Origin of the sequence: Pseudarthrobacter sp. CC4 (assembly GCF_048957775.1) — a bacterium.
Lineage (GTDB): Bacteria > Actinomycetota > Actinomycetes > Actinomycetales > Micrococcaceae > Arthrobacter.
On the sequence record NZ_JARCCZ010000009.1, the window covers coordinates 84,727 to 109,635 of the forward strand.

Below are 24,909 nucleotides of genomic sequence, written 5' to 3' on the forward strand. Positions count from 1 at the left end.
GGATTCCCGAGCGGCAGGCCACTCAAACCTCCGCCGCAGGAGCCGCGAACTGGGCCTCGTACAGCCGCGCGTAAGCCCCGCCGGCAGCCAGCAGTGAAGCGTGTGTCCCCTGCTCCACGATCTGGCCGGCCTCCATTACCAGGATGAGGTCGGCGTCGCGGATCGTGGACAGGCGGTGCGCGATGACAAAGGAGGTCCGGTCGGACCGCAGTGCACTCATCGCCTTCTGCACCAGCACCTCGGTCCGGGTGTCCACCGAAGACGTCGCCTCATCCAGGATCAGCACAGAGGGCCGCGCCAGGAACGCCCGCGCAATCGTCAGCAGCTGCTTCTCCCCCGCGGACACGTTGGCGCCCTCGTCGTCCAGCACCGTGTCGTACCCGTCAGGCAGTGACCGCACGAACCGGTCCACGTACGTCGCCCGCGCCGCCTCCAAAATTTCAGATTCAGTGGCCGAAGGCCGCCCATACGCGATGTTGTCCCGGATGGTCCCGCCGAACAGCCACGTATCCTGCAGCACCATCCCCAGCCGCGAGCGCAGCTCGCGCCGGGGCACCGAGGTGACGTCCACGCCGTCGAGCGTTATCCGCCCGGCATCCAGCTCGTAGAACCGCATCATCAGGTTCACCAGCGTGGTCTTGCCCGCCCCGGTGGGCCCCACAATCGCCACCGTCTGCCCCGGCTCCGCCACCAAAGACAACGAAGAAATCAGCGGCTTGTCCGGCGAATACGAGAACGACACATCCTCGAACACCAGCCGCCCCCGACCAAACACCGGCCCGGCAGAAGGCGCAGGCTCCACAGACTCCTCAGATTCATCCAGCAGCTCGAACACCCGCTCCGCCGAGGCAACCCCCGACTGCAGCACGTTCGCCATGGACCCCAGCTGCGCCAGCGGCATGGTGAACTGCCGCGAGTACTGGATGAACGCCTGCACATCACCAAGCTGCATCGCCCCGGACGCCACCTGCAGCCCGCCCACCACCGCGATCCCCACGTACACCAGGTTCCCGATGAACGTCATGGCCGGCATGATCAGCCCGGAAATGAACTGCGCCCCGAAGCTCGCCTCATACAGCTCCGCGTTCTTCTGCCGGAACCGCTCCTCCACCTCGCGCTGCCGGCCGAACACCTTCACCAGCGCATGCCCGGTGTACGTCTCCTCGATCTGCCCATTTAACTCACCTGTGTTCTTCCACTGCGCCACGAACAGCTTCTGCGAGCGCTTGGCAATCAGCGCCGTGATGCCCAGCGTCAGCGGGATGGTCACCAGCGCGATCAGCGCCAGCGTGGGCGAGAGGATCACCATCATCACCAGCACACCCAGCACCGTCAACACGGACGTGACCGCCTGGCTGATGGTCTGCTGCAGGCTCTGGGAAATGTTGTCCACGTCGTTCGTCACCCGGCTGAGCAGCTCACCGCGCTGGATCGAGTCGAAATACCGCAGCGGCAGCCGATGGATCTTCGCCTCGATCTCCCCGCGCAGCCCGAACACCGTCCGCTGCACCACCCCGTTCAGCACATACGCCTGCACCCACATAAACGCCGACGACAGCACATACAGCACCAGCGCCCACGTCAGCACGTTCCCCAGCGCGACGAAGTCGATCCCCTGCCCCGGCACCAGGTCCATGGCACTGAGCATGTCCGCGCGCTGCCCCTCCCCGGACGCCCGCAGCTGCGCGATCAGCTGCTCCTTGCTCACCCCGGCCGGCAGCTCCCGGGACACCACCCCGGCGAAGATCAGGTTGGTGCCCTCCCCCAGCAGCCGCGGCCCGGTCACCGAGAGCGCCACCCCGGCCACCGCCGTCACGAACACCAGCAGCAGCCACGCCCGCTCCGGCCGCAGCTTCCCCAGCAGCCGTTTGGCCGACGGCCAGAAGTTCATCGCCTTCTCCGCCGGGACGTTCATCCCGGCGAACGGCCCGCCGCGTCCCGGCCCGCCCATGGGACGGGGAATGCGTACGACGGCGGCGCCGCCGGGTGCGGAGGCGGGTGCGGCTTTGGTGCCGGCTGCGGGAGAGGGCTGGCGGCTCATACCGTCTCCTCCGCCGCGAGCTGGGAGGAGACGATCTCGTGATACGTCTCCGACGTCTCCAGCAGCTCACTGTGCGTTCCGCGCCCCACGATCCTGCCGCCGTCGAGCACTAGGATCTGGTCCGCGTCCACGATGCTGGAGACGCGCTGGGCGATGATCACCAGCGTGGCGCCGGCGGTGCTGCGCTTGAGGGCCTGGCGGAGGCGGGCGTCGGTGCCGGTGTCCAGCGAGGAGAACGAATCGTCGAAGATGTAGAGCTCGGGCCGCTTCACCAGGGCCCGGGCGATGGCCAGCCGCTGCCGCTGCCCGCCGGAGACGTTGGTGCCGCCCTGGCTGATGGGCGCATCCAGGCCGCCCTCCATCCGCTCCACGAAGTCCCGGGCCTGGGCGATTTCCAGCGCGGTCCAGAGCTCGTCCTCGGTGGCGTCCGGCTTGCCGTAGAGCAGGTTGCTGCGCACGGTGCCGCTGAACAGGTAGGGCCGCTGCGGGACCAGGCCGATGTGCCCCCAGAGCAGGTCCGGGTGCAGCTCCCGCACGTCCACGCCGTCCATCCGGACCGAGCCGCTGGTGGCGTCGAACAGCCGGGGCATGAGGTTCACCAGGGTGGTCTTGCCGGACCCGGTGCTGCCGATGATCGCCGTCGTCTGCCCCGCCCGGGCGGTGAAGCTGATGCCAGAGAGGACGGGCTGGTCGGCACCCGGGTAGGCGAATCCGACGTCGCGCATTTCCAGCTCGCCGCGGCGGACCTCGCTGCTCAGGGGGTTCCGTGGCGGACGGACGCTGGACTCGGTGCGCAGCACCTCGCCGATCCGGTCCGCGGAGACGGCGGCGCGCGGGATCATCACGGCCATGAACGTGGCCATCATGACCGACATCAGGATCTGGATCAGGTAACTCAGGAACGCGATGAGCGTGCCCACCTGCATGGAGCCGTCCTGGATGCGGAACGAGCCGAACCAGATCACGGCCACGCTGGAGACGTTCAGCACCAGCATCACCACCGGAAACGCGAGGGCCATCAGCCGGCCGGCACGGAGGGCGGTGTCCGTGACGTCCTCGTTGGCCTGGGCGAAGCGGCCGGTCTCGATGTCCTCGCGGACGAACGCGCGGACCACGCGGATGCCGGTGAGCTGCTCGCGGAGGACGCGGTTCACGGTGTCGATCCGCTTCTGCATCTTGCGGAACAGCGGCACCATCCGGGCGGTGAGCAGGCCGACGGCGACCAGCAGCACCGGGACGGCGACGGCGATCAGCCAGGACAGCTGCACGTCCTGCCGCACGGCCATGATCACGCCGCCGACGCTGAGCATGGGGGCGGTGACCAGCATGGTGGCGGACATCAGGACCAACTGCTGGACCTGCTGGACGTCGTTCGTGGACCGTGTGATGAGGCTGGGCGCGCCGAACTTGGTGACTTCCTGCTCGGAGAACTCCCCCACCCGTTTGAAGATCGCGCCCCGAAGGTCCCGGCCCACGCCCATGGCCGCCTTCGCCGCGAAGTACACCGCGATCACCGCGCACACGATCTGCAGCAGGGTGATCGCCAGCATCACGCCGCCCAGGCTGAGAATGTAGCCGATGTTCGCTTTGGCCACGCCCTCGTCGATGATGTCCGCGTTCAGCGTGGGCAGGTACAGGGACGCAATGGACTGCGCCAGCTGGAAAACCACGACGACGGCGAGCAGCGGCCGGTGCGGCCGCAGGTATTCAACAAGCAGCTTCCAGAGCATGGGCGGCTCCTGACACAGTGTCCACAAGAGGTGGTGCGAAGGTCAGTTTACGTCCGGAGGCTGGGAACAGGCCGTGCCGATGCAGGAGAATCCGGGCTGGTTCTCGGAGGGCGTATTTTGCTGATCCTGCAGGGAACATCAGGGCTTGCGTCTTGCCTCCCAGAATGCGCGTATTGCAAACCATCGTTATACGTTCTGTACATGACTGACCTCACTGATCTTGATCGCAGGCTGCTGTCTGCCCTCCGCGAGGACGGCCGGGAGTCTGTGGCCAGCCTGTCGCGCAGGCTTGGAGTGGCGAGGGCTACCGTGAATAGCCGCCTTGAACGCCTGCTCGCCTCTGGAACCATCGTGGGCTTTACGGCACGGGTCCGTGACGAAGTAGATCCACTGACAATTCGCGCCATCACGCTCATCGCGGTCGAGGGCAGGTCTGCCAACAACGTCATACGGGAGTTACGCGGTTTTCCGGAAATCCGCGCCTTGCACACCACCAACGGCGGCTGGGACCTCGTAGCGGAACTGGCCACCGAAAACCTCAGCGGCTTCGACGATGTCCTTGGCAGGATCCGTGCGGTCAATGGCGTGCTCAACAGTGAAACAAGCCTGCTGCTCAGTTCGGTGCTCAGGTAGGGGCCCCGAGCGGAGCGTTGAGTGCATGATCTTGCACAATGCCAGAAATGACCTGGCAAAATGCATAAGCATCTGACGAAAGGTACGCGCTTTGCTCATTGTGGGCGCTTATCGGCGCCGAATACCGTGAGGACACTAATGGTTCACACGGAAGAAGGAGCGCAATGACGCGTTTTGTGGATGTTCACAACATGGTTCGCTGGGTGGCCCGCACGGGAACGCAAACCATCATCTCGGAAATGATGGACTACCTTGAGGACGACTTCCGCCGCTGGGAATCCTTCGATAAGACTCCCCGGGTGGCCAGCCACACCCCGTTTGGCGTCATTGAACTCATGCCTACGAGCGACCACGAGACCTACGGTTTCAAATACGTCAATGGTCACCCCTCGAACCCCGCCCGAGGCTTCCAGACAGTAACCGCATTCGGAGTGCTGGCAGACGTCCACAACGGATACCCCACGTTCCTGACGGAGATGACGCTGCTGACAGCCCTGCGGACTGCAGCCACTTCCGGCATGGTTGGCAGAAGGCTTGCCCGCCCCGGCTCCTCCGTGATGGCCATGATCGGCACGGGAAGCCAGTCGGAGTTCCAGGCTTTGGCGTTCAAGGCCGCCCTGGGGATAACCACCCTCCGGGTCTGGGATACTGACCAGGCCGCCATGGAGAAGCTGCTGCGCAATGCGGCACCGCTGGGTTTCGATGTCCACATTGCGTCCTCTGCGGCCGACGCCGTCCAGGGTGCGGACGTCATCACCACGTGTACCGCGGACAAGGCCAACGCCACTGTCCTCAGCGCAGACATGATCTGCCCCGGCGTCCACATCAACGCCATCGGCGGGGACTGCCCGGGAAAGACCGAACTTGACGCCGCCATCCTGGAACTCGGCGAGGTGTTCGTGGAGTACACGCCGCAGACCCGAATCGAAGGCGAGATCCAGCAGATGCCGGCGGACTTTGCCGTGACCGAGTTCTGGCAGGTCCTGGCCGGAGGGGCTGCCGGGCGGTCAACGCCTGAGCAGGTCACCATCTTCGACTCTGTCGGCTTCGCCATCGAGGACTTCTCCGCCCTCCGCTATGTGCGGGATGCGGTCCAGGGATCCGACTTCTTCGAAGAGATCGACCTGGTCGCAAACCCGGAGGATCCCAAAGACCTCTTCGGCCTGGTGGGCGCGCTCTCCCCGGTCGGCTAGCCCGGCTAGTTCAGCTCGAGCACGTGCAAGCTTAGCCACAGCACCAGCGTGTCCTCAGGCTGGTCCAAATCCACCCCGAAGAGGTCCCGCAGGCGCTTGAGGCGGTACCGGAGAGTGTTCTGGTGCAGGGACAAGGCTGCCGCTGTCCTTGCGGAATCGCGGGAGCAGTCAAGGTAGGTTCTCAGCGTCAGGGCATATCCGGTGCCAAAATCGGCGTCGTACTCGTGGATTCTCCGGGCGGCAGCGGACAGAAGGTGCGGTGCCGCCCGGAACGTCGCGGCCAACTCCAGGAGCGTGAGGCGGCTGCGGACCTCCCCTGCGCTGGCGTACGTGCCCGGGAAACCGTCCGAGGCGAGCATCAGCAGGACAAGATCGGCGTCATGCCGTGAACGGCTGATGTCCGAGACGGCGTCGACGGCGGGACCCGCCGCCGCCCGCAGCTCAACTCCCAGCGATGCCCGGGAACGCTCGTTGAGCCTTCGGGCAAGGGCTTCGATTGACCCCAGGGACGACGCAGCCGCCGCCGGGAATATTGCATAAATGGTAGAGCCCGCCTGCACGCATTGAGCGCCTTGGCCGTGGGCCTCGCACTGCGTGGTCACCAGGTCCGCAATCCTCACCAGCGTAGTCTCGGCTGCCTGCCCGGGTTCCGCCTGAAAAGCGACGACCGCAAAGGGACCCGAATTCCGCAGCCCCAGCTGTTCGGCAACCAGGATGGCGTCGTCGCCTCCTTCGAGGAGCCGGCGCAGCAGCTCCGCGCGTTGCTGGCGTGCGAGATCATGGCTGCTGCGGGCGCGGAGCATGTGGAGCGCAGCAATGTCCGCGGCGCGTTCCAGGGCCTGTTCGGCTTCGCCATCCAGATCGCCATGGACATCAACAACCCAGATCGATCCCAGGGGCTCCTTGCCCGCCCGGACTGCTATCGCCATCCTGTCCATGGCGGGCCGGACGCCCTCGATCCGGACTGCCCCGGAGGACCGGAACACCGCCGCGTACTGGCCCGCGTTCTCGGGCAGGTACGGCACCTGCCGGCCAAGGATTCCCCTCCGCCGGTCCTCATCGATCGGCTGGTGCTCAAGCGTGGAGTACGCCAACACCTGTTCCTGCAGGTTCTCGATGGTGGTAGCCCCTCCGACCATCGCCGCAATGGCGTTTGCCAGCGCGAAAAGGTCCCCCACCCCCAGCGGTGAGAGGGTGCTACCGGCATCTGCCGAGGCGTTGAGGGCAGAGTCCAGGAGTGCATTGAGATGCCGCCACCTCACGTCGTCGTCCACCACCAGGAGGGCGATGCCGGCTTCGTCCGCCACCGCTGCGAGGTGTCCGATGTCCTGGTGGAGCTTCTTGACCACCACTGCGGCAAAGCCGGCTTCCGCCGCATCCCGGACCACGCCTGCAGTGCCCGGGTCCGCGGGATGCAGCCCGATCCCGAGCAAAATGCCCCCATGCAGCCCTTCAAGCGGCACGAAGGGGTCATAGAGCGACGGACTCATCAGGCACAACTTGGGCGGCACCGCTCCTGAACCGAGCACCAGTCCGGTGTCCTCGAGCATCTTCAGCAGGTGGGGCAGGTGGATGCTGTCATTGCGATGAGTGGCCTCGGTCATAGGGCTAAAGCTTCACACCTATGGTGCTGGAACACAAGAAGAATCGATAACCTTCGTTGCCTGCACTGAAGCCGCCGCATGCTGGCACAGCAGATAGTTGACGCATGTCACTTACTCTTGATGCCGGTCCGGCCGCACTTCAAGCCGCAGAATCAGCAACCGCAGCAGCGTCCAGGGCCGGTGTCCTGGTGGTGGACGAACACGACCGCGACCGCCTCCGGGACGTGGAAGCACTGCTCATTGCCATCTGGGGCATGTCACCGCACGGCGCACCTATCCCCTTCGACCTCCTGCGCAGCATTGCACATGCCGGCTGCAATGTGTCCGCCGCTTACGACCACGCCGGGCAACTGTGCGGAGCGGCGGTGGGGATCGTCTCCCCCGGAGGGCGATCCACCTACTCGCTGATTGCCGGCGTGCTTCCTGGCAGCGGCGACAAGGGCGTTGGCTTCGCCCTCAAACAACACCAGCGGGCTTGGTCACTGGCCCGGGGCATCGACACCATGACCTGGACCTTTGACCCGCTGGTCAGCCGCAATGCCCGCTTCAACCTCACCAAGCTGGGAGCGTACGCATCAGAGTATGCCTGCAACTTCTATGGCCAGATGCAGGACGAGATCAACGCCAACGACGAAAGCGACCGCCTCGTGGCGGTATGGCCGCTGGCCTCCCAGCGGAGCATGGATGCCGGGCGCGGAATCCATGCGGAGATCGAACTTCCACCTGACCACTCGGCTGCCGTCCTCGAATACGGCCCCGACTCGCTGCCTGTCCTCCTGGAATCGGGCGGAACGCTGTGGTGCCGCGCGCCGCGGGACATCGTGGCACTCCGCGGCTCGAACCCCGACGCCGCAGCCCGGTGGCGTGTGCTCGTGCGGGAGATCTTCGAACCCGCTTTCGCGTCGGGGCGTCAAGCATCCGGCGTCACGCGAGACGGCTGGTACAAACTGACCGCGCCCGACCAGGCCTAAACCCACCCCCAAGAGGAGAACCCATGCGCATCACATCCCGTGCAGTAACGGCCCGGACGGCCGTCCTTGCCGCCGGCCTCGCGCTGGCGACAGGCCTGGCAGCCTGCTCGGCAGAGACAACACCTGCCAGCAATGCGAACACCTTTTCGGGAGGCGCCGTGGACGCCGCGGCCGCCGCCGCTCTTCCCGAACGCTTCAAGAGCGCAGGCGTCATCAACGTCGCCTCCGACATTCCCTATCCACCCATGGAGATGTTCGACGAAAACCAGCAGCTCACGGGCCTGGACTACGATCTCGCCCAGGCCCTCGGAGCCAAGCTCGGGGTGCGGCTGGAGCTCCGGACCCAGGCGTTCGACAGCATCATTCCCTCGCTGCAATCGGGCAAGAACGACATCATCATGTCGGGGATGAACGACACCCCGGAGCGCCAGGAAACCCTGGATTTCGTGGACTACTTCCACGCAGGATTCTCGATCCTGGTCCCCGAAGGGAACCCCGGAAACATCACCACCGTCCTGGACCTGTGCGACAAAGAAGTCGCCGTGCAGAAGGCCACCGTCCAGGCCGAAATCCTCCGCACCTATGATCAGCAGTGCCTGGACAAAGGATCCCGGCCCATCAGGATCTCCGAACTCCCGCTGGAGACGGACGTCCAAACAGCCGTCCGCTCCGGAAAGGCCGCAGCCGACGTCGTTGATTCGGCGGTGGCAGCCTATGCCGCCACGACCGCCGGCGGCGGGAAGATCTTCGACCTCGTAAAAGACCCTGCCAACCCGGCCGGATACAACCCCGTCTACACCGGTATAGGTGTTCTCAAGAAGGACGCTGAGCTTTCGAAGGCGCTGCTGGCCGCCCTCCAGTCGGTCATCGCAGACGGCACCTACGATCGGATCCTGGCCAAATACAGCCTCTCCGACTACACGGTCAAGGAGACCGGGCTGAACCTGGGCGGTACCAAGCCATGAACACCGCCGTCACCACCCCTCGCCAGAAACCTGCCGGCCCCGGAACCGTGCCTGCCCATGGAAGCAGCCAGGACGACGTCGTAGCCGTTCCCCTCCGGCACCCCTGGCGCTGGGTGGGAGCTGCCCTCCTTGCCCTGGGCGCTGCCGCGCTGGCGGCATCACTGTGGACCAACCCGAACATCGACCACGGCACCATTGGCACCTATGTGTTCCATCCCCGGATCCTCGGGGGCGTGGGCCTGACGATTGTCCTCACCGTTGTATCCATGGTGGTGTCCACGGTTTTTGGCGTATTCCTCGCCGTGATGCGGCTGTCCACGAATCCCGTCATGAACGCCTTCGCCTGGTTCTACGTCTGGGTCTTCCGGGGCACTCCCCTGCTGATCCAAGTGGTTTTTTGGGGCTACCTGGGACTGCTGTATTCACAGATCTCGCTGGGCATTCCCTTCACGGAATTCACTGTCTTCTCCGTGGACACCAACACCCTGGTCCCGGCCTTCACCGCCGGACTGCTCGCCATGACCCTGAACCAGGCCGCCTATTCAGCGGAAATCATTCGCGGCGGGATGCTGTCCGTCGACACCGGCCAGCACGAAGCTGCATCTTCCCTGGGAATGTCCCCGGCCTTCACCCTGTTCCGTGTGGTCCTGCCCCAGGCCATGCGGGTCATTATCCCGCCAATGGGCAATGAGACGATCTCGATGCTCAAAAACACGTCTTTGCTCTCCGTTATTGCGGTGCTGGAGCTCTACACCGTGGCCACGCAGATCTCTTCCCATAACCTGCGCCAGGTGGAACTCCTCATCGTTGTCAGCTGCTGGTACCTGTTCCTCACCTCGGCGCTGTCCGTTCCCCAGTACTACCTGGAACGCCACTACGGCAGGGGCAACGCCCGCCAGCAGGCTCCCACTCCCCTGGCCAGGATCAGGGCAGTGCTAGGTAAACAGCGGTCCCCCGGTACGGCAACGTCCCCCGGTTCGGCCCCGAAAGCATCGAAAGGACAACCGTCATGACCGAGGCACTGGCCTCCCCCAGGCGTACCGGCCACCGGCCGGCCGCACAGCCGCTCCTCGTGGCCAGCAACGTACGGAAGCACTATGGCGGCGTCGAGGTGCTGAAAGGCATCTCCCTGACGGTCAACACCGGCGAGGTCATGTGCCTCCTGGGTCCGTCCGGTTCAGGTAAATCCACCTTCCTCCGCTGCATCAACCACCTCGAACGGATCGACGGCGGCCGGATCTCCGTTGCGGGCGACCTGATTGGCTACGCGCAACGCCAGGACAAAATTTTCGAGATGAGACCCCGCGAGGTTGCCAAACAGCGCCGGGGCATCGGAATGGTCTTCCAGCGCTTCAACCTCTTTCCCCACATGACCGCACTGGAGAACATCTGGGCCGCCCCGGTCGGCGTCAAAAGGGTGCCCAAGGCGGAGGCCGTCAAGCGCGGGATGGAACTGCTGGACAGGGTGGGACTGGCCCACCTGTCCAAGGCCTATCCGTCCCAGCTTTCAGGCGGGCAGCAGCAGCGGGTCGCCATCGCCCGCGCACTCGCCATGGATCCCCAGCTGCTCCTGTTCGATGAGCCAACCAGCGCCCTTGACCCGGAACTGGTGGGCGATGTCCTGGACGTCATGCGGACACTGGCAGCGGACGGCATGACCATGATCGTTGTCACGCACGAGATCGGCTTCGCACGCGGCGCGGGCGACAGCGTGGTGTTCATGGACGGCGGCGTGGTGGTGGAGTCCGGCGCCCCCGAAGACGTGCTGGACAACCCGCAAAACCCAAGGACCATTTCCTTCCTCGAGAGCGTGATGTAGTCCCGCTTCCCACCGCCAGGACGGCACGCTTCCCTCCGTCCTCTTTGAACAGTGAGCCTGAATTGAAGATATCCCGCGCCACCATCACCCTGATCGATGTCCCCTTGCTGGAACCGTTCGTGGTGTCCTACGACAGCTACTCGTCCATGCCCAGCGTCATCCTCACCCTCGAAACAGACGACGGCCTGATCGGCTACGGCGAGAGTGTCCCGGACGGGCACATCACCGGGGAAACGCCCACGGGAACCGTCGAAGCGCTGCGAACGGAGTTGATTCCCGCAGTCCTGGGGCTGGATCCCCGCGATATCACAGCCGTCCACCAGCAGCTCAACGGGGCGCTCAAGGGCTGCGGAGCCGCAAAGGCCGCCGTCGACATTGCCTGTTGGGACCTGGCCGGCAAAGCAGCCAACCGCCCCATTTACAGCCTGCTCGGCGGGCGGCGTCCGGAGCAGCCCACGATCGCGAGGGTCATGAGCATCCTTGCCCCGGAGACCCTGGCCGAACAGGCAGTCCAGGCCCGGGGCCAGGGCTACCGCCACCTCAAGATGAAACTCGGCGGCGGTGATGGCCTGGATATTGAACGCGTGCGGGCTGTCAGGGAAGCCATTGGCTCAGACCTCGCGATCCGGGTGGACGCCAACCAGGGGTGGGCCGATCCCGCAACGGCAAGAGAGATGATTGCTGCCTTGGAACCCTACGGAATCGACTGGGTGGAACAGCCGCTCCACGCGGACGATATCGACGGTTTCAAGCTGCTGCGCCAGGCCACCGGCGCCCGCCTGATGGCCGACGAATCAGTGGTGGACGGCGCCGACCTGGGCCGGTTCGTCAGGGACCGTTCAGTGGACATGGTCAACCTCAAGCTCATGAAGAGCGGCGGAATCACACCTTGCCACCGGCTGGCCACCCAAGCCGAACTCGGCGGCCTCAAAGTCCAAATCGGTTCAATGCTGGAAACCAGCATCGCCTCGGCCGCCGGCTTCCATCTGGCCCTGTCCCATCCAAACATTGTCTCCACCGAACTCTCGGGACCCGTTAAGTTCGCCCGGGAACCCGGAAACCTTCAGTACGTCCTGCCCGAAGTCCAGATCGGCGAGGGCCCGGGGCTGGGGGTGGACGTGGACCTCGATGTCCTGGCCGACCTAACGGTCAGCGAGTGCGGGGTCACTGCGTGATCAATGAGGCAGCGCGCCGCCGTCTGCACGACATTTGGAACCACCTGCACGATCACCCGGAACCGAGCATGGAGGAGTTCGCCACCTCCGCGTACCTTGCCGGCCTGCTCGCGGAAGCGGGCCTCGAACCACGGAAATTTTCCGACTTTCCCGGTTTCACCGTGGATGCCGGGGAGGGAGTTCCCAGGATAGGGCTCAGGGCGGATATGGATGCCTTGGTGCAGGAGGTGGACGGGAAACGGATTGCTGTGCATTCGTGCGGCCATGATGCCAACATGGCGATAGTCGCTTCCGTCATGCTCGAACTTGCGGAGCAGCCGGAGCCGCTCAACGGAGCCGTCCGTGCCATCTTCCAACCCGCGGAGGAGGCGGGCAACGGGGCGGAACTGGTGGCGTCACTTGGTGTCGCGGACGGGCTTGAGTATCTCTTTGGCGTGCACCTGCGCCCGCAGCAGGAACTCCCCGCTCCCTGCCTGGCGCCCGCCATCTCCCACGGGGCCTGCCTCTTCGCCAGCGGCACCATCACAGGTGAGGACCACCATGGGGCACGGCCCCACCTCGGGGCGAACGCCGTCGAACTTGCGCTTGAAATCTCGGCAGGGCTGCAGCGCATCAAGGTCGATCCGCAAATCCCGAGTTCCGCGAAAATGACAATGCTGCACGCCGGCGGAAGCAACCTCAACGTCATCCCCGGCAGCGGATGCTTCGGGGTGGACCTGCGCGCCCAAACCAACGAAGCCATGGCCACGCTGCGGACGGGGCTGGTGGAGGTGTGCCGATCGGTGGCGGCGAACAGCGGGGCGGAGATCCGCCTCGACTTCCGGGATGAGGTGCCTGCTGCAGTGATAGGGCACAAGGCCGAGGCCGTCCTGGCTTCGTCGGTCACGGCGACATTGGGCAGGGAGTACCTGCGTCCCAGGATCGTCACGTCCGGCTCGGACGACTTCCACTTCTACACCCGGCAGAACCCTGCGCTTCAGGCGGCCATGCTGGCCGTCGGGGCAAACGTCCAACCCGGACTCCACCACCCGGACATGACGTTCGACGGCGGTGCGATGGAACGCGCCGTGGATGTCCTTCTGGCGTCCTGCCGGCAGTCGCTGGCCCGGAGCGAATAGAAGGCAGGTCGAGTCATGCAGACTGGTCATACCGGTACCAGCCCTGCCCGGTTTTCCGGCCGTAATTACCTTGTTCGTAGAGCTCCGCCAAGGCGGGGTGGGGCAGGTCTGCCGGGTCCTGCGTTTCCTCGAAGGTCGCTTGCCGGATCAGGTAGCTCACGTCAAGGCCCACCAGGTCCATCAGCTCAAACGGCCCCATGGGGTGGCCCAGCGCAGTCCTGGCTGCAGTGTCGATGTCGCTGACACTGGCGATGCCGTCCGCGTAAAGCCGGAGTGCCTCGTCCCGGATGGCGCCCATGAGTCTGTTGGCCACAAATCCGGGGATCTCGCGGTTGATAAGGACGGGCGATTTGCCCAATGAGCGCGCCAGATTCATGGTGGTGTCCACCGTGTCCGGAGATGTCTTGGCGTGGCGGACCACCTCAACACATTTCATGACCAGGGCCGGGTTGAAGAAATGCATGTTGCAGACCTGTTCCGGCCGCCCTGTCTCCTCGGCCACTTTCGAGGAGCCCAGCGTGGAGGAATTCGTGGCCAGGATGGCGTGCGTGGGGGCTGCCCGTCCCAGCGCCGCGAAGATGCTGCGCTTCACTTCGAGTTTCTCGGTGGCGGCCTCGATCACGAAGTCGGCATCCGCGGCGCCGGCCTCCAGCGAGCTGGTGAAGGTGAGCCGCGCCAGGGCGGCCCCGGCATCCTGTCGGCTCCGGCGCCCCTTGGCCACGCTGCTGTCCATCCGGTCGGTGAGCTGGCTCCGGGCGGCTGCCAGCATGTCTGCCGCGACATCCTGGATGGTGACCTGGTAGCCGGCCAGTGCGCACACCATGCCGATCTGTGAGCCCATGGCTCCGGCCCCGACCACCAAAATCCTGTTGACCTGCATGATTCTCTTCTCCTGGTGCAACGGGAAGTTCCCCGACCGGCGCCTAGCTCAGCGGAAAGCGGGAATCCCGGTGATGTGGTTACCCAGGATCAGGGTGTGGACCTCGTCGGTGCCTTCGTAGGTCCGGACAGACTCCAGGTTGTTGGCGTGGCGCAGGGGCGAATAGTCCAGGGTGATGCCGTTGCCGCCCAGGATGGCGCGGGCGTCGCGGCAGATCTTGATGGCTTCCCGGACGTTGTTGAGTTTGCCTACGGAGATCTGGACGGGTGCAAGGGTGCCGGCATCCTTGAGCCGGCCCGTGTGGATCGCCAGCAGGGTGCCCTTCTGGATTTCCAGCAGCATGTCCACCAACTTCTGCTGCGTGATCTGGTACGCAGCCAGCGGTTTATCGAACTGCATCCGCTCCAACGAGTAGGCCAGAGCCTGCTCGTAGCTGTCCCGGGCCGCCCCCATCGCACCCCAGATGATGCCGTAGCGGGCTTCATTCAGGCAGGAGAACGGGCCGCGGAGGCCCGCGGCGCCTGGCAGCCTGGCGGTGTCGTCCACTGTGACGTTCTCAAGGGTGATGTCGCACTGGATCGATGCCCGCATGGAGAGCTTTGGCTCTATGGGTGTGGCGGTGAAGCCGGGAGTGTCGGTGGGGACCAGGAAACCCCGGACGCCGTCCTCCGTAGCGGCCCAAATGACGGCGATCTGCGCCACGGAGGCCAACCCGATCCACCTCTTCGCGCCGCTGATGATCCATTGGTTGCCGTCGCGGCGGGCGAAGGTCTGCATGCTGGAGGGATCCGAGCCTGCCGTGGGTTCGGTGAGGCCAAAGCAGCCGATGATCTCACCCTTCGCCATGCCGGGCAGGTAGCGGTTCTTCTGGTCCTCCGAACCCCATTTGTGGATGGCGGTCATCGCCAATGAGCCCTGGACCGAGACGAAGGTCCGCAGCCCGGAGTCTCCGGCTTCCAGTTCCATTGCCGCCAAACCGTATTCGACGGCGGAACGGCCCGGGCAGCCGTAACCCTTCAGGTGCATTCCCAGGAGTCCCAGGGCACCCATCTCTTGGGAAATCTCCACCGGAAAGTGCGCAGCTTCATACCAGTCCTTGATGTTCGGCTTGATGCGCTCGCGCACGAATTGGCGGACGGTGTCCCGCAGCTTCAGCTCGTCACTGCTGAGCAGCCCCTGCAGGTCCAGCACGTCCGAGCGGATCTCTCCGGCAGCGCCGGTAACGGCCTGCAGTTCCGGTTCGGACAGGGTTTCTGGTGTGACGCTCATCTTTGATCCTCCGACTGTGACGGCCTAACGGCGTTGGTTTGCGTTCGCCCCGTTCACTGTGACAGCAATTTATGTTCCGATCCAATACCAAATGGCAGCACTATTGATTCGTTCGGAGCATTAGACGCTCAGTCGAGTTCGGGTGTCGGCAGCGCAATTTCAGAAAGCCTCAGAACCTCGCGGAGGGCGGGACTGGTGTTGTCCTTGCGCCAAATCATTCGCAGCAGGACGGGATCCGCGGGGTCCTCCAGGGGCAGGAACAACACGCCCGGATAGTGGAGATTCTCCGCAACGGAAGAGACGGTCATCGCCACCCCGATTTCAGCGGCCACCAGTGAGACCAGCGTCAGTGAATCCGGGGCTACCTGCACAATTGACGGCAGGAACCCGGCATCGCTGGCAAGCCTGAGGAGATGGTCGCGCAGGACCGCGCCGGGATCCGCGGGCAGGGTAACGAATGGCTCGCCGTCCAGGTCAGCCATCCGCACCGAGGCCCGCCCGGCGAGTGGGTGGCCGGCGTGCACGGCGATGACGAGTTTTTCGTTGGCAATGACCCGGGAGTCGAGGGCTGCCGGGATGAAGTTCCACCGTCCCAGCCCGATTTCCATGGCGCCGTTGGCGACTTTGTCCAGGGCCGGGATGGCGAAATTCGAGCTGTACAGCTCGAAGTCGATGCCAGGGTGGGTTTTGCGGACCAGTTTTGCCAGCTTTCCGACCATGACGTGCGACGACGCTCCGGCGAAAGCGACCCTCACGCGTCCGGTCTCGCCCTTGCCGGCGTTGGCCACCATGGTCCTGGCCCGCCGGCAGGCATCGAGAATATCCGTCGCCGGCTGGACCAGGGCCTCGCCTGCCGGGGTGAGCCGCACAGAGCGGGTGCTGCGCTCAAAGAGTGGGGCGCCGAGCTCCCGTTCCAGGTTCTGGACTGCACGGCTGACCGGGGGCTGGGCCATGTGCAGCTGCTGGGCGGCCCGCCCGAAATGCAGCTCTTGGGCAACGGCCAGGAACGCGCGGATCTGCTGGATCTCCATAGCGGGCAATTATGCGTCAGGCACATAGAAGCGTCAAACGTCAGTGAGGCTTCCGCATCAATGCTGTTTTTCCACCAGGGGCTGCGCGGCGGCAAGAGCAGGGCCTTTGTTGCGCTTCGCGCATCAAAGAGGGCCGGAATACGTATTGGACGCGAAGTAATGGGTTTGCCACAGTGGGTGATGTGGAGCACAAACCGGAAGGCATGACATGAATCAAACTGACGCTGCATCAAGGCTGAACCAGGCTTTCGGCCGCTCCGGCAGCGGGCCGCTGAGCGGCGTGGTTGTTGCGGACTTCACCCGCGTCCTCGCCGGACCGTATTGCACCATGCTGTTGGCGGACATGGGAGCGACGGTGATTAAGGTCGAGAGCCCGCAGGGAGACGACACCCGCGGCTGGAAGCCGCCCGTCCGTGACGATGAAGCCACGTTCTATCTGTCCGTCAACCGCAACAAGCATTCGATTGTGCTCGACTTCAGGGACGAGTCAGATCTTGAAGTTGCCCGCGAACTCGCCGCAAGGGCAGATGTCCTCGTGGAGAACTTCAAGCCTGGCGGGCTGGAGCAGTTCAAGCTGGACTACGACAGCGTTTCCGCACTGAACCCGGATGTCATCTACGCGTCCATTACCGGTTTCGGCACCGCCGGGGGCGCGGGCTTGCCGGGCTACGATCTGTTGGTCCAGGCGGTGTCCGGGATGATGAGCCTCACCGGCGGGCAGGACACCGAACCATACCGTGCCGGACTGGCCATATTCGACGTGATCACCGGCCTGCACGCCAGCATCGGCATTCTTGGGGCACTCCACCACAAGGACAACACCGGCCAGGGGCAGCTTGTTGAGCTGAACCTGCTCTCGTCCGCCCTGTCCGGAATGGTCAACCAGTCGGCGGCCTATGTCACCGGCGGGCTGGTACCCACCCGCATGGGCAACGAGCACCCCAGCCTGTACCCCTATGAACCGATGCCTACAGGCGACGGAATGCTGATCGTCGTGGCAGGAAACAACGGCCAGTTCACCAAACTCTGTGATGCTCTGGGCATCCCCGAAGTTGCCGCAGACCCGCGCTTCGGCAACCCGCAGGAGCGCAACGCCAACCGTGAGGAGCTGCGGCCCATCCTCCAGGGACGCCTGGCCGAGCGTTCCGCGGCTGAGTGGTTTGAGCACCTTTCCGGACTAGGCCTGCCCTGCGCGCCCATCCAGGACGTCAAGGGCGGCATTGAACTCGCCCGGAAACTGGGACTGGAACCGGTCGTTATGGCCGGAAACGGCGAACGCCGGATTCCCTCCGTGCGCCACCCGGTTGCCTTCTCGCAAACCCCGGTCAGTTATGAACTGGCCCCGCCGGAACTCAATGCCAGCTCCGATCTGGTCCGCACCTGGCTGGCCGCCAAGGAGGTGCGGCTCGTTGGCTGAGGAATTCCGCGCACAGGTGTACGTCCGCTGGTCCGACCAGGACGTCAACGGCCATGTAAACAATGCGCGCGTGGCAACCCTGCTGGAAGAGGCCCGGATTCAGTGGCGGCGCCACGCGGCCTCCGCAGCCGCTGCCGCCGAAACAACCACCCTGGTGGCGTCCCTGACGCTGCATTACCGCCGGCCCATCGAGTTCGGCCAGGACGTTGACGTGGACATCTGGGTGGCACGCATCGGGGACAGGTCCTACACCATGGCCTACGCCGGATACCAGGACGGGAACCTGGTCCTGGACGCCTCAACAGTCATGGTTTCCCTCGACGACGCGACCGGGAGGGCCCGGGCGCTCGACGCCAGGGAAAGAGACTACCTGGAGCGCTATCTGCGCGCTGAAGTGCCGGTCTGAGCGGCACCCAAACAACAACCGGACAAACACTGCGGGCAACCCCGGCTGTCCAGAGACAAAGGAAAAACTGTGGTTACAGAAGAGATCAACAGCGACTACTTCATGGTCGATGACTTCCTCTCCGAAGACGAACGGATCATCCGGAAGAAGGTCCGTAATTTTGTCGAAACCGACCTTCTGCCGGTCATCAACGACTATTGGGACCGGGCGGAATTTCCGTTCGCCCTCGTCCCCAAAATCGCGGCGCTCGGCATCGTCGGCACAACCATCGAAGGCTACGGCTGCCCCGGCATGAGCCGCCTGGCCGCCGGAATGGTGGCCATGGAGATGGCACGGGGCGACGGCTCCATCAACACCTTCATCGGGGTCCAGTCCGGCCTGGCGATGGGCACCGTCAATACGCTCGGCAGCGAGGAGCAGAAGCAGCGGTGGCTTCCCGGGATGGCCAGGCTGGAAAAGATCGGGGCCTTCGGACTCACCGAGCCGGACCATGGCTCGGACTCCGTGGGGCTGGAAACGAGCGCGCGCCGGGACGGTGACCACTACATCCTGAACGGCCGCAAACGCTGGATCGGCAACGCGAGCTTCGCCGACGTCGTCGTGCTCTGGGCCCGGGATGAAGCGGACGGCAAGGTCAAGGCGTTCATTCTGGAAAAGAACGGCGACGGCAGCTACCCGGCGGGCTACCGGGCCGAGGTGATCACCGGCAAGATCGGCAAAAGGGCGATTCTGCAGCCCGACATCACCATTGAAAACCTGCGGATTCCGGCGGAGAACAAGCTCGCCGAGGCGAATTCCTTCCGCGATGTCACCCGTGTGCTCACCGCGACCCGCGGCGGTGCCTCCTGGGAATCAGTGGGCCACGGGATCGCCGCGTACGAGGCCGCAGTGAAATACGCGAAGGAACGCGTGCAGTTCGGCAAGCCCATTGCCAGTTATCAGCTGGTGCAGAACAAGCTCGCCAACATGCTGGCCGAGTTGACCGCCATGCAGCTGATTTGCTTTCGCCTGGCCGCACTCGCCGACCAAGGGAAAATGACCGGCCCCATGGCGTCACTGGCCAAGATGCACACGGCCCAGAAGGCGCGCTGGATCTGCCAGGAAGCCCGCGACATCCTGGGCGGCAACGGGCTGCTGCTGGAAAACCATGTGGCGCGCCACATGACTGATATGGAAGTCGTCCACACGTACGAGGGAACGGACTCCATCCAGTCGCTGCTGATCGGCCGCGATATCACCGGCATCTCCGCATTCTCAGGATGACGTCCTTCTTGCCAGGAACAAGCCAAACCAAACGAAGAACAAGCCAAGAGGGAGAGCCAATGTACAGGCTGAAGAACAAGACCGCCATCGTCACAGGCGGGGCACAGGGGATCGGCGCTGCCACGGCCCTCCGGCTGGCCGCGGAGGGCGCGACGGTTGCCATCCTGGACCTGAACGCCGAGCGGGCGGCGGCCACGGCCGCCGAGATCAGCTCAGAAGCCGCCGTCGGGGCGGCCGGAGGTTCGGCAGTCAGTGCCGCCTGTGATGTCACGAGCGAGGAACAGGTTGCCGAGGTCTTCGGGCAGATCTTCGCCGACCACGGACGCATCGACATCCTGGTCAACAACGCCGGCATCACCCGGGACAACATGCTCTTCAAAATGGACCGTCCGGACTGGGATTCTGTCCTGGCCACCAACCTGACCAGCGCCTACCTTTGCGCCAAGGCAGCGCAGAAGTTCATGGTGCAGGCCCGGTACGGAAAGATTGTCAGCCTGAGCAGCCGCTCCGCGCTGGGCAACCGCGGGCAGGCTAACTATGCTGCCGCCAAGGCAGGGATCCAGGGACTCACCGCCACGCTGGCACTGGAACTGGGTCCGTTCAACATCAACGTCAACGCGGTGGCGCCGGGCTACATCGCCACCGCCATGACCGCTGCGACAGCTGGACGGGTCGGCAGCACGCCGGAGGAGCACCAGAAATCCGTGGCCGAGCGCACCCCGTTGGGCCGGGTCGGGGAACCGGAGGAAGTGGCCGCCGCCATTGCCTTCTTCGCCAGCGATGACTCCTCATATGTCTCCGGGCAGACGCTCTACATCAATGGAGGAGCACGTTGATGGCTGAAGCATTCCTGGTGGGCGGGGTGCGCACCCCGGTGGGGCGCTACGGCGGCTCACTGTCCGGGGTCCGTCCGGATGACCTGGCGGCACTCGTTCTCGGCGAAGCTGTTCGGCGGGCAGGAATCGAGGCTGCCGACGTCGATGAGGTGATCCTGGGCAACACCAACCAGGCGGGAGAGGACAACCGCAATGTGGCGCGGATGGCATCCCTGCTCGCAGGCTTCCCGGACAGTGTCCCGGGGATGACCGTGAACCGGCTTTGCGCCTCCGGGCTCAGCGCCATCATCATCGCATCGCAGATGATCAAGTCAGGTGCGGCGGATATCGTAGTGGCCGGCGGAGTGGAATCCATGTCCCGGGCCCCCTGGGTGCTGGCAAAGCCTGAGAAGGCATTCGGACGCCCGGGAGAAATCGCCGATACCTCCATTGGTTCGCGCTTCCTGAATCCGAAGTTCCACGAACGCCCCAAATCCACCTTTTCGATGCCGGAGACGGCAGAGGAGCTGGCGCGCGTGGACGGTATTTCCCGCGAGGACGCGGATGCCTTCGCGCTCCGTTCACATCAACGGGCCCTTGCGGCTGTGGATGAAGGCCGTTTCCTGGCGGAGATCGTTCCGGTGGAGACTAAGCGGGGAGCTGTCAAGGAGGACGAGGGTCCCCGACGTGAAACGACCCTCGAAGCGCTGGCGGGCCTGCGCTCGGTGGTGCACCCCGGCGGCGTGGTGACCGCGGGAAACTCCAGTTCACTCAATGACGGCGCCTCCGCCGTCGTTGTTGCCAGTAAAAATGCCGTCGAGCGGCTGAACCTTCACGCTCGGGCACGAATCGTCGACGGCGCCTCCGCGGGCGTGCCGCCGGAGATCATGGGCATCGGCCCGGTGCCGGCCACACTCAAGGTGCTTGGGCGGGCCGGCTGGTCGCTCGATGACGTGGGGGCGATCGAGCTCAACGAGGCCTTCGCGGTGCAGGCACTGGCCTGCATGCGCAGGCTGGGAATGAACGAGGAGATCGTGAACCGGGACGGCGGCGCAATCGCGCTCGGCCACCCCCTTGGATCCTCCGGTGCCCGGATCGCCGTTACGCTGCTGGGCAGGATGGAGCGTGAAGGTGCGGCCAGGGGCCTGGCCACCATGTGCGTGGGGCTCGGGCAAGGTACCGCGATGCTCCTCGAACGAGCCTGACCCCTTGTTTCCTTGCTGAAAACCGCTGAATAACGACGGCGAGGGGCGACCTCACAGCGCCGCTCCCCGCCGCGAATGCCCGCCTGATTATTGATGCCTTAAGCACATCAATCGGTGCTCAATTTGGTATTGGATTCGAATTGAACACTCTGCGAGAGTGATCTAGCTAACACAAAGGCGATCAACACAATGTGCAAGACCAACCACCAACCCGAACGACAATGAGGTCCGTTTTGAAGAAGCGAAGCGCAATGCATTTGAAAGTCTCTGCAGGGCTTGTGGGGATCTCGCTGGCACTGGTGGGCTGCGGCGCCGGTGGAGCGGCCCGTGCCAATGACGGATCCGACTACCCGAAGAAGCCGGTGCGGTTCCTGGTCCCTTTCGCCGCGGGTGGCCCCTCCTCCATGACAGCACTCGCCTACGCATCCTGCCTCGAACGCAGCCTGGGAAAGCCCGTCGTGGTTGAAAACAAGCCCGGCGGCAGCGGCGGCATAGCCATGCAGGAGTTGGCCGGCGCCAAGCCGGACGGCCACACGCTCGGGCTCGGCACCAACGGCCCGCTGGTCATGAACCCCATCGTGAACAAATTAGGCTACAGCCTGGCTGACTTCACCTCGGTCGGAGTCATGGCCGAGATGCCCACCGTGCTCGTGGTCGGCGCCGACTCGCCGTTTGCCGATGCGAAGGAATTTTTCGCGGCGGCCAAGGCAAGTCCCGGGAAGCTCAGCGTCGCAGTTCCCGGGGCGACCACCTCCGCAGCGATCGAGCTGACGCGGTTGAAGTCCGACTACGGCATCGAGGTCACGGCGGTTCCGACCGCCGGCAACGCGGAAATGACCACGAATCTGCTCGGCGGCCATGTCGACGCACTGTTCATAACCGACCATTCCGACGTTGCAGCACGGATCGCGGACGGATCCTTCAAGCCGCTTGCCATCAGCAGCCCGGAACGCGCCGCCTGGTACTCCGAGGTTCCGACGCTGGCCGAAGTCGGCTTCAAGGATCTGGTCAACGCAGTTTCGGTGTTCGGCGTCGTCGGCCCGAAAGGCATGCCGGAGAACGTCGTCTCCAAGCTCGAAGGCGAACTCAAGACTTGCGCCGCTGATCCGGGCGTGGCCGAACAGGTCGGCGAACGGTTTGTGCCTGACGAATTCGCCGGTTCCAAAGAGCTGCACACCGCATTCACTGCCATGCAGGACCTCTACCAACCCCTGCTGGGGAAGTAAATCAGCAAAGGCATGGACATGACGAAACCCGCTCTTGGCCCCGCAGAGGTGGACGATGCCCGTCCGGCGGCCGGACACCCCGACAGGCCCCGGCATCGGCTCCGCCGCCTGGTCCCCCTTCTCCTGGTCGCCGCCGGAGTATCGGCCGTGATCGGGTCCTGGCAGCTCTCGCTGGGAGAGCTGAACAGCCCCGGTCCCGGGCTCTGGCCCTTTATCGTCTCCGTCGCGGTGACCATCGCGGCGGTGGCCCTCGTGCTGTTCCCGGACGCGGCGGTTCCCGAGTCCTGGACCCGGCGGACGGCCGCTATTGCGGGCGGCGTGGGCAGCCTGTGCGTGTTCGTGGTGCTTTTTGAAGCCATAGGCTTCCTGGTTCCGGCGTTTCTGATGCTTCTGCTCTGGCTCCGGGTTTTCGGCCGCGAGCCGTGGCGCTGGACCGTCCCTTTGGCCCTCGGAGGTGCCGTTGTGCTGCACGTTGTTTTCGCAGGCCTGCTTGGGGTGCCGTTTCCCGACGACATCGTAGTCACCAGCCTCTCCCCGATGATCGGATTCTGATATGGACGCCCTGAACAACCTGGGCCAGGGCTTCTCTGTAGCCTTTGACCCGATGAACCTGCTGTTCGTATTCGTCGGTGTGGTCATCGGAACTGCCATCGGCGTCCTGCCGGGGCTGGGCCCGACCGCCACCATCGCGCTCCTGCTGCCGATCACCTACACGATGGATCCGGTCGGCGCGGTGATCATGCTGGCCGGTATCTACTACGGCTCGATGTATGGCGGCACGATCACCTCGGTACTCCTGCGTCTTCCCGGCGAGGCCGCATCAGTGGTCACCACCTTTGACGGTTATCAGATGACCAAGCAGGGCAGGGCCGGAACGGCTCTCGGCATTTCCGCGGTCGGTTCCTTCATCGGCGGCACGGTAGCCATCATCGGCCTTACCTTCCTGGCTCCGTTGCTTGCCAAGGTGGCCGTGGCGGTGGGCCCGGCGGGCTACGTCGCCATCATGATCCTGGGCCTGTTCCTGGTGACCTCCCTCGGCACCGGTTCAACGGTCAAGAGCCTGTTCATGGCAGGAGTCGGCCTCCTGCTCTCAACCGTGGGCCAGGACCCGGTTACCGGAACCGCACGCTTCACGTTCGGCCAGACGTCGCTGCTGGGCGGGTTGGATTTCGTCGCTATCGCCATGGGGCTTTTCGGTGTGGGAGAACTGCTCCATAGCCTCGAGCGGAGCGAAAAGGGCCAGGCCGTCACCGCCAAAATCAAGAACATCTGGCCCTCGCGCAAGGATTTCCGTGACTCCTCCGGTGCGATAGCCCGGGGCTCGGTGCTGGGCTTCTTCATCGGCGTCCTGCCCGGCGGCGGCGGCGTCATCTCATCGCTGGCATCCTATGCCATGGAGAAACGCCGCGCGAAGGATCCCAGCCGGTTCGGAAAGGGTGCCATCGAAGGCGTCGCCGGTCCCGAGACAGCGAATAACGCCTCATCAACGTCGGCCTTCATTCCGCTGCTCGTCCTGGGCATCCCGTCCAACGTTGTCCTGGCCATGATCTACGGAGCGCTCCTGCTGCACGGGATCACACCGGGGCCGCAGCTGATCAACGAGCATCCCAACGTTTTCTGGGGCGTCGTCGCGTCAATGTACATCGGCAACCTGATGCTCATCATCCTCAATATCCCGCTGGTTGGAGTCTTCATCCAGATGCTCCGGGTACGGACGGGGATCCTTTCGACCTTCGCCCTGCTGGTGGTCATGGTCGGCGTGTTCTCCATCAACAACAACCCGTTCGACATGTGGGTGGTGCTCGCGTTCGGGGTTCTCGGCTGGATCATGATCAAGGCTCACTTTGACCCAGGCCCCCTGGTGCTGGCTTTCATCCTGGGCCCGATCCTGGAGAAATCCTTCCGCCAGACGATGCTGATCTCCGAAGGAAGCTTCGGTATTTTCGCCTCGGACCCGGTGTCCGCGACCATCTTCATCCTGATCGGGCTGTTCATCGTCTACGGCTTCATCAGCCGCAGACGGCGGCAGCGCAGGACGCGCCGCGCAGCCGCTGCAGGCCCGGAAGAGGGCAATACGCTCGTCCACGCCTCGGCCAGGCGCGAGGGGACTCCGGATTCCGGCACCGAAGAATGATTCCGCGCCGCCAC

General features: G+C 64.5%; 22 protein-coding genes. 16 read left to right on the top strand and 6 right to left on the bottom strand.

Translation table 11 applies throughout. The features are described 5' to 3' along the window. Positions 1–22: 22 nt before the first annotated feature. Together PV768_RS07650 and PV768_RS07655 are read right to left on the bottom strand one after the other, a co-directional pair. On the bottom strand, positions 23–2,041 hold the full coding sequence (locus PV768_RS07650) for an ABC transporter ATP-binding protein (protein ID WP_421092706.1): 2,019 nt from the start codon (positions 2,039–2,041) through the stop codon (positions 23–25). After that, complete coding sequence (locus tag PV768_RS07655) at positions 2,038–3,771, bottom strand: ABC transporter ATP-binding protein (RefSeq protein ID WP_421092707.1); 1,734 nt, start codon at positions 3,769–3,771, stop codon at positions 2,038–2,040. The genes PV768_RS07650 and PV768_RS07655 overlap by 4 nt, the downstream gene beginning before the upstream one ends. Before the next feature lie 201 nt (positions 3,772–3,972). On the opposite strand from PV768_RS07655, the gene PV768_RS07660 reads away from it, so the two are divergent. Then, entirely contained in the window at positions 3,973–4,404 is a 432-nt protein-coding gene (locus PV768_RS07660) for an Lrp/AsnC family transcriptional regulator (RefSeq protein WP_311216728.1), read from the top strand. A 164-nt stretch (positions 4,405–4,568) separates the two neighbouring features. Beyond that, entirely contained in the window at positions 4,569–5,597 is a 1,029-nt protein-coding gene (locus tag PV768_RS07665; protein WP_421092708.1) for an ornithine cyclodeaminase, read from the top strand. 5 nt (positions 5,598–5,602) lie between these two features. Here PV768_RS07665 and PV768_RS07670 read toward each other — a convergent pair whose 3' ends face one another. Continuing rightward, positions 5,603–7,201, bottom strand: a complete 1,599-nt coding sequence (locus tag PV768_RS07670) for a PucR family transcriptional regulator (protein WP_421092709.1) — start codon at positions 7,199–7,201, stop codon at positions 5,603–5,605. A gap of 104 nt (positions 7,202–7,305) precedes the next feature. Here PV768_RS07670 and PV768_RS07675 point away from each other — a divergent pair, with 104 nt between their 5' ends. From PV768_RS07675 to PV768_RS07700, 6 genes are all read left to right on the top strand, one after another. Then, positions 7,306–8,172 (top strand): chorismate synthase, encoded by an 867-nt coding sequence (locus tag PV768_RS07675; protein WP_157240831.1) that lies wholly within the window; start codon positions 7,306–7,308, stop codon positions 8,170–8,172. A gap of 23 nt (positions 8,173–8,195) precedes the next feature. Continuing rightward, entirely contained in the window at positions 8,196–9,137 is a 942-nt protein-coding gene (locus PV768_RS07680) for an ABC transporter substrate-binding protein (protein WP_421092710.1), read from the top strand. After that, complete coding sequence (locus PV768_RS07685; protein WP_421092711.1) at positions 9,134–10,150, top strand: amino acid ABC transporter permease; 1,017 nt, start codon at positions 9,134–9,136, stop codon at positions 10,148–10,150. Before PV768_RS07680 ends, PV768_RS07685 begins: the two co-directional genes overlap by 4 nt. Beyond that, the gene (locus PV768_RS07690; RefSeq protein ID WP_157240825.1) at positions 10,147–10,956 is read left to right on the top strand and encodes an amino acid ABC transporter ATP-binding protein; all 810 of its coding nucleotides are present in this window, start codon (positions 10,147–10,149) and stop codon (positions 10,954–10,956) included. The genes PV768_RS07685 and PV768_RS07690 overlap by 4 nt, the downstream gene beginning before the upstream one ends. A 62-nt stretch (positions 10,957–11,018) precedes the next feature. Continuing rightward, entirely contained in the window at positions 11,019–12,131 is a 1,113-nt protein-coding gene (locus PV768_RS07695; RefSeq protein WP_421092712.1) for a mandelate racemase/muconate lactonizing enzyme family protein, read from the top strand. Further along, positions 12,128–13,249, top strand: coding sequence for an amidohydrolase (locus tag PV768_RS07700; protein ID WP_421092713.1), 1,122 nt, complete (start codon positions 12,128–12,130; stop codon positions 13,247–13,249). Before PV768_RS07695 ends, PV768_RS07700 begins: the two co-directional genes overlap by 4 nt. 13 nt (positions 13,250–13,262) lie before the next feature. On the opposite strand, the gene PV768_RS07705 is transcribed toward PV768_RS07700, so the two are convergent. From PV768_RS07705 to PV768_RS07715, 3 genes are all read right to left on the bottom strand, one after another. Beyond that, complete coding sequence (locus PV768_RS07705) at positions 13,263–14,129, bottom strand: 3-hydroxyacyl-CoA dehydrogenase family protein (protein WP_421092714.1); 867 nt, start codon at positions 14,127–14,129, stop codon at positions 13,263–13,265. Between the two features lie 48 nt (positions 14,130–14,177). After that, positions 14,178–15,398 (bottom strand): acyl-CoA dehydrogenase family protein, encoded by a 1,221-nt coding sequence (locus PV768_RS07710; RefSeq protein WP_421092715.1) that lies wholly within the window; start codon positions 15,396–15,398, stop codon positions 14,178–14,180. A gap of 128 nt (positions 15,399–15,526) precedes the next feature. Continuing rightward, positions 15,527–16,429, bottom strand: a complete 903-nt coding sequence (locus PV768_RS07715) for a LysR family transcriptional regulator (protein WP_157240816.1) — start codon at positions 16,427–16,429, stop codon at positions 15,527–15,529. A gap of 208 nt (positions 16,430–16,637) precedes the next feature. Here PV768_RS07715 and PV768_RS07720 point away from each other — a divergent pair, with 208 nt between their 5' ends. The 8 genes from PV768_RS07720 to PV768_RS07755 all read left to right on the top strand — a co-directional run bounded on the left by PV768_RS07720 (position 16,638) and on the right by PV768_RS07755 (position 24,895). Then, on the top strand, positions 16,638–17,846 hold the full coding sequence (locus PV768_RS07720) for a CaiB/BaiF CoA transferase family protein (protein WP_157240814.1): 1,209 nt from the start codon (positions 16,638–16,640) through the stop codon (positions 17,844–17,846). After that, positions 17,839–18,252, top strand: coding sequence for a thioesterase family protein (locus PV768_RS07725; RefSeq protein ID WP_321214522.1), 414 nt, complete (start codon positions 17,839–17,841; stop codon positions 18,250–18,252). Before PV768_RS07720 ends, PV768_RS07725 begins: the two co-directional genes overlap by 8 nt. A gap of 102 nt (positions 18,253–18,354) precedes the next feature. Then, positions 18,355–19,515 carry an acyl-CoA dehydrogenase family protein gene (locus tag PV768_RS07730; RefSeq protein WP_421092766.1) on the top strand — a complete coding sequence of 387 codons (1,161 nt, stop codon included), beginning with the start codon at positions 18,355–18,357 and terminating at the stop codon, positions 19,513–19,515. A 59-nt stretch (positions 19,516–19,574) separates the two neighbouring features. Continuing rightward, positions 19,575–20,351: a 3-oxoacyl-ACP reductase FabG gene (fabG, locus tag PV768_RS07735; protein ID WP_421092716.1), complete on the top strand. Its 777-nt coding sequence runs from the start codon at positions 19,575–19,577 to the stop codon at positions 20,349–20,351. Then, positions 20,351–21,535: a thiolase family protein gene (locus tag PV768_RS07740; RefSeq protein WP_157240808.1), complete on the top strand. Its 1,185-nt coding sequence runs from the start codon at positions 20,351–20,353 to the stop codon at positions 21,533–21,535. Before fabG ends, PV768_RS07740 begins: the two co-directional genes overlap by 1 nt. A gap of 251 nt (positions 21,536–21,786) precedes the next feature. Continuing rightward, positions 21,787–22,761: a tripartite tricarboxylate transporter substrate binding protein gene (locus PV768_RS07745; RefSeq protein ID WP_197432463.1), complete on the top strand. Its 975-nt coding sequence runs from the start codon at positions 21,787–21,789 to the stop codon at positions 22,759–22,761. An 18-nt stretch (positions 22,762–22,779) separates the two neighbouring features. Continuing rightward, positions 22,780–23,313, top strand: a complete 534-nt coding sequence (locus PV768_RS07750; RefSeq protein ID WP_321214526.1) for a tripartite tricarboxylate transporter TctB family protein — start codon at positions 22,780–22,782, stop codon at positions 23,311–23,313. 1 nt (position 23,314) lies between these two features. Further along, a complete protein-coding gene (locus PV768_RS07755) occupies positions 23,315–24,895 on the top strand; it encodes a tripartite tricarboxylate transporter permease (protein WP_157240802.1) in 1,581 nt (526 codons plus the stop codon). Positions 24,896–24,909 lie beyond the last annotated feature (14 nt).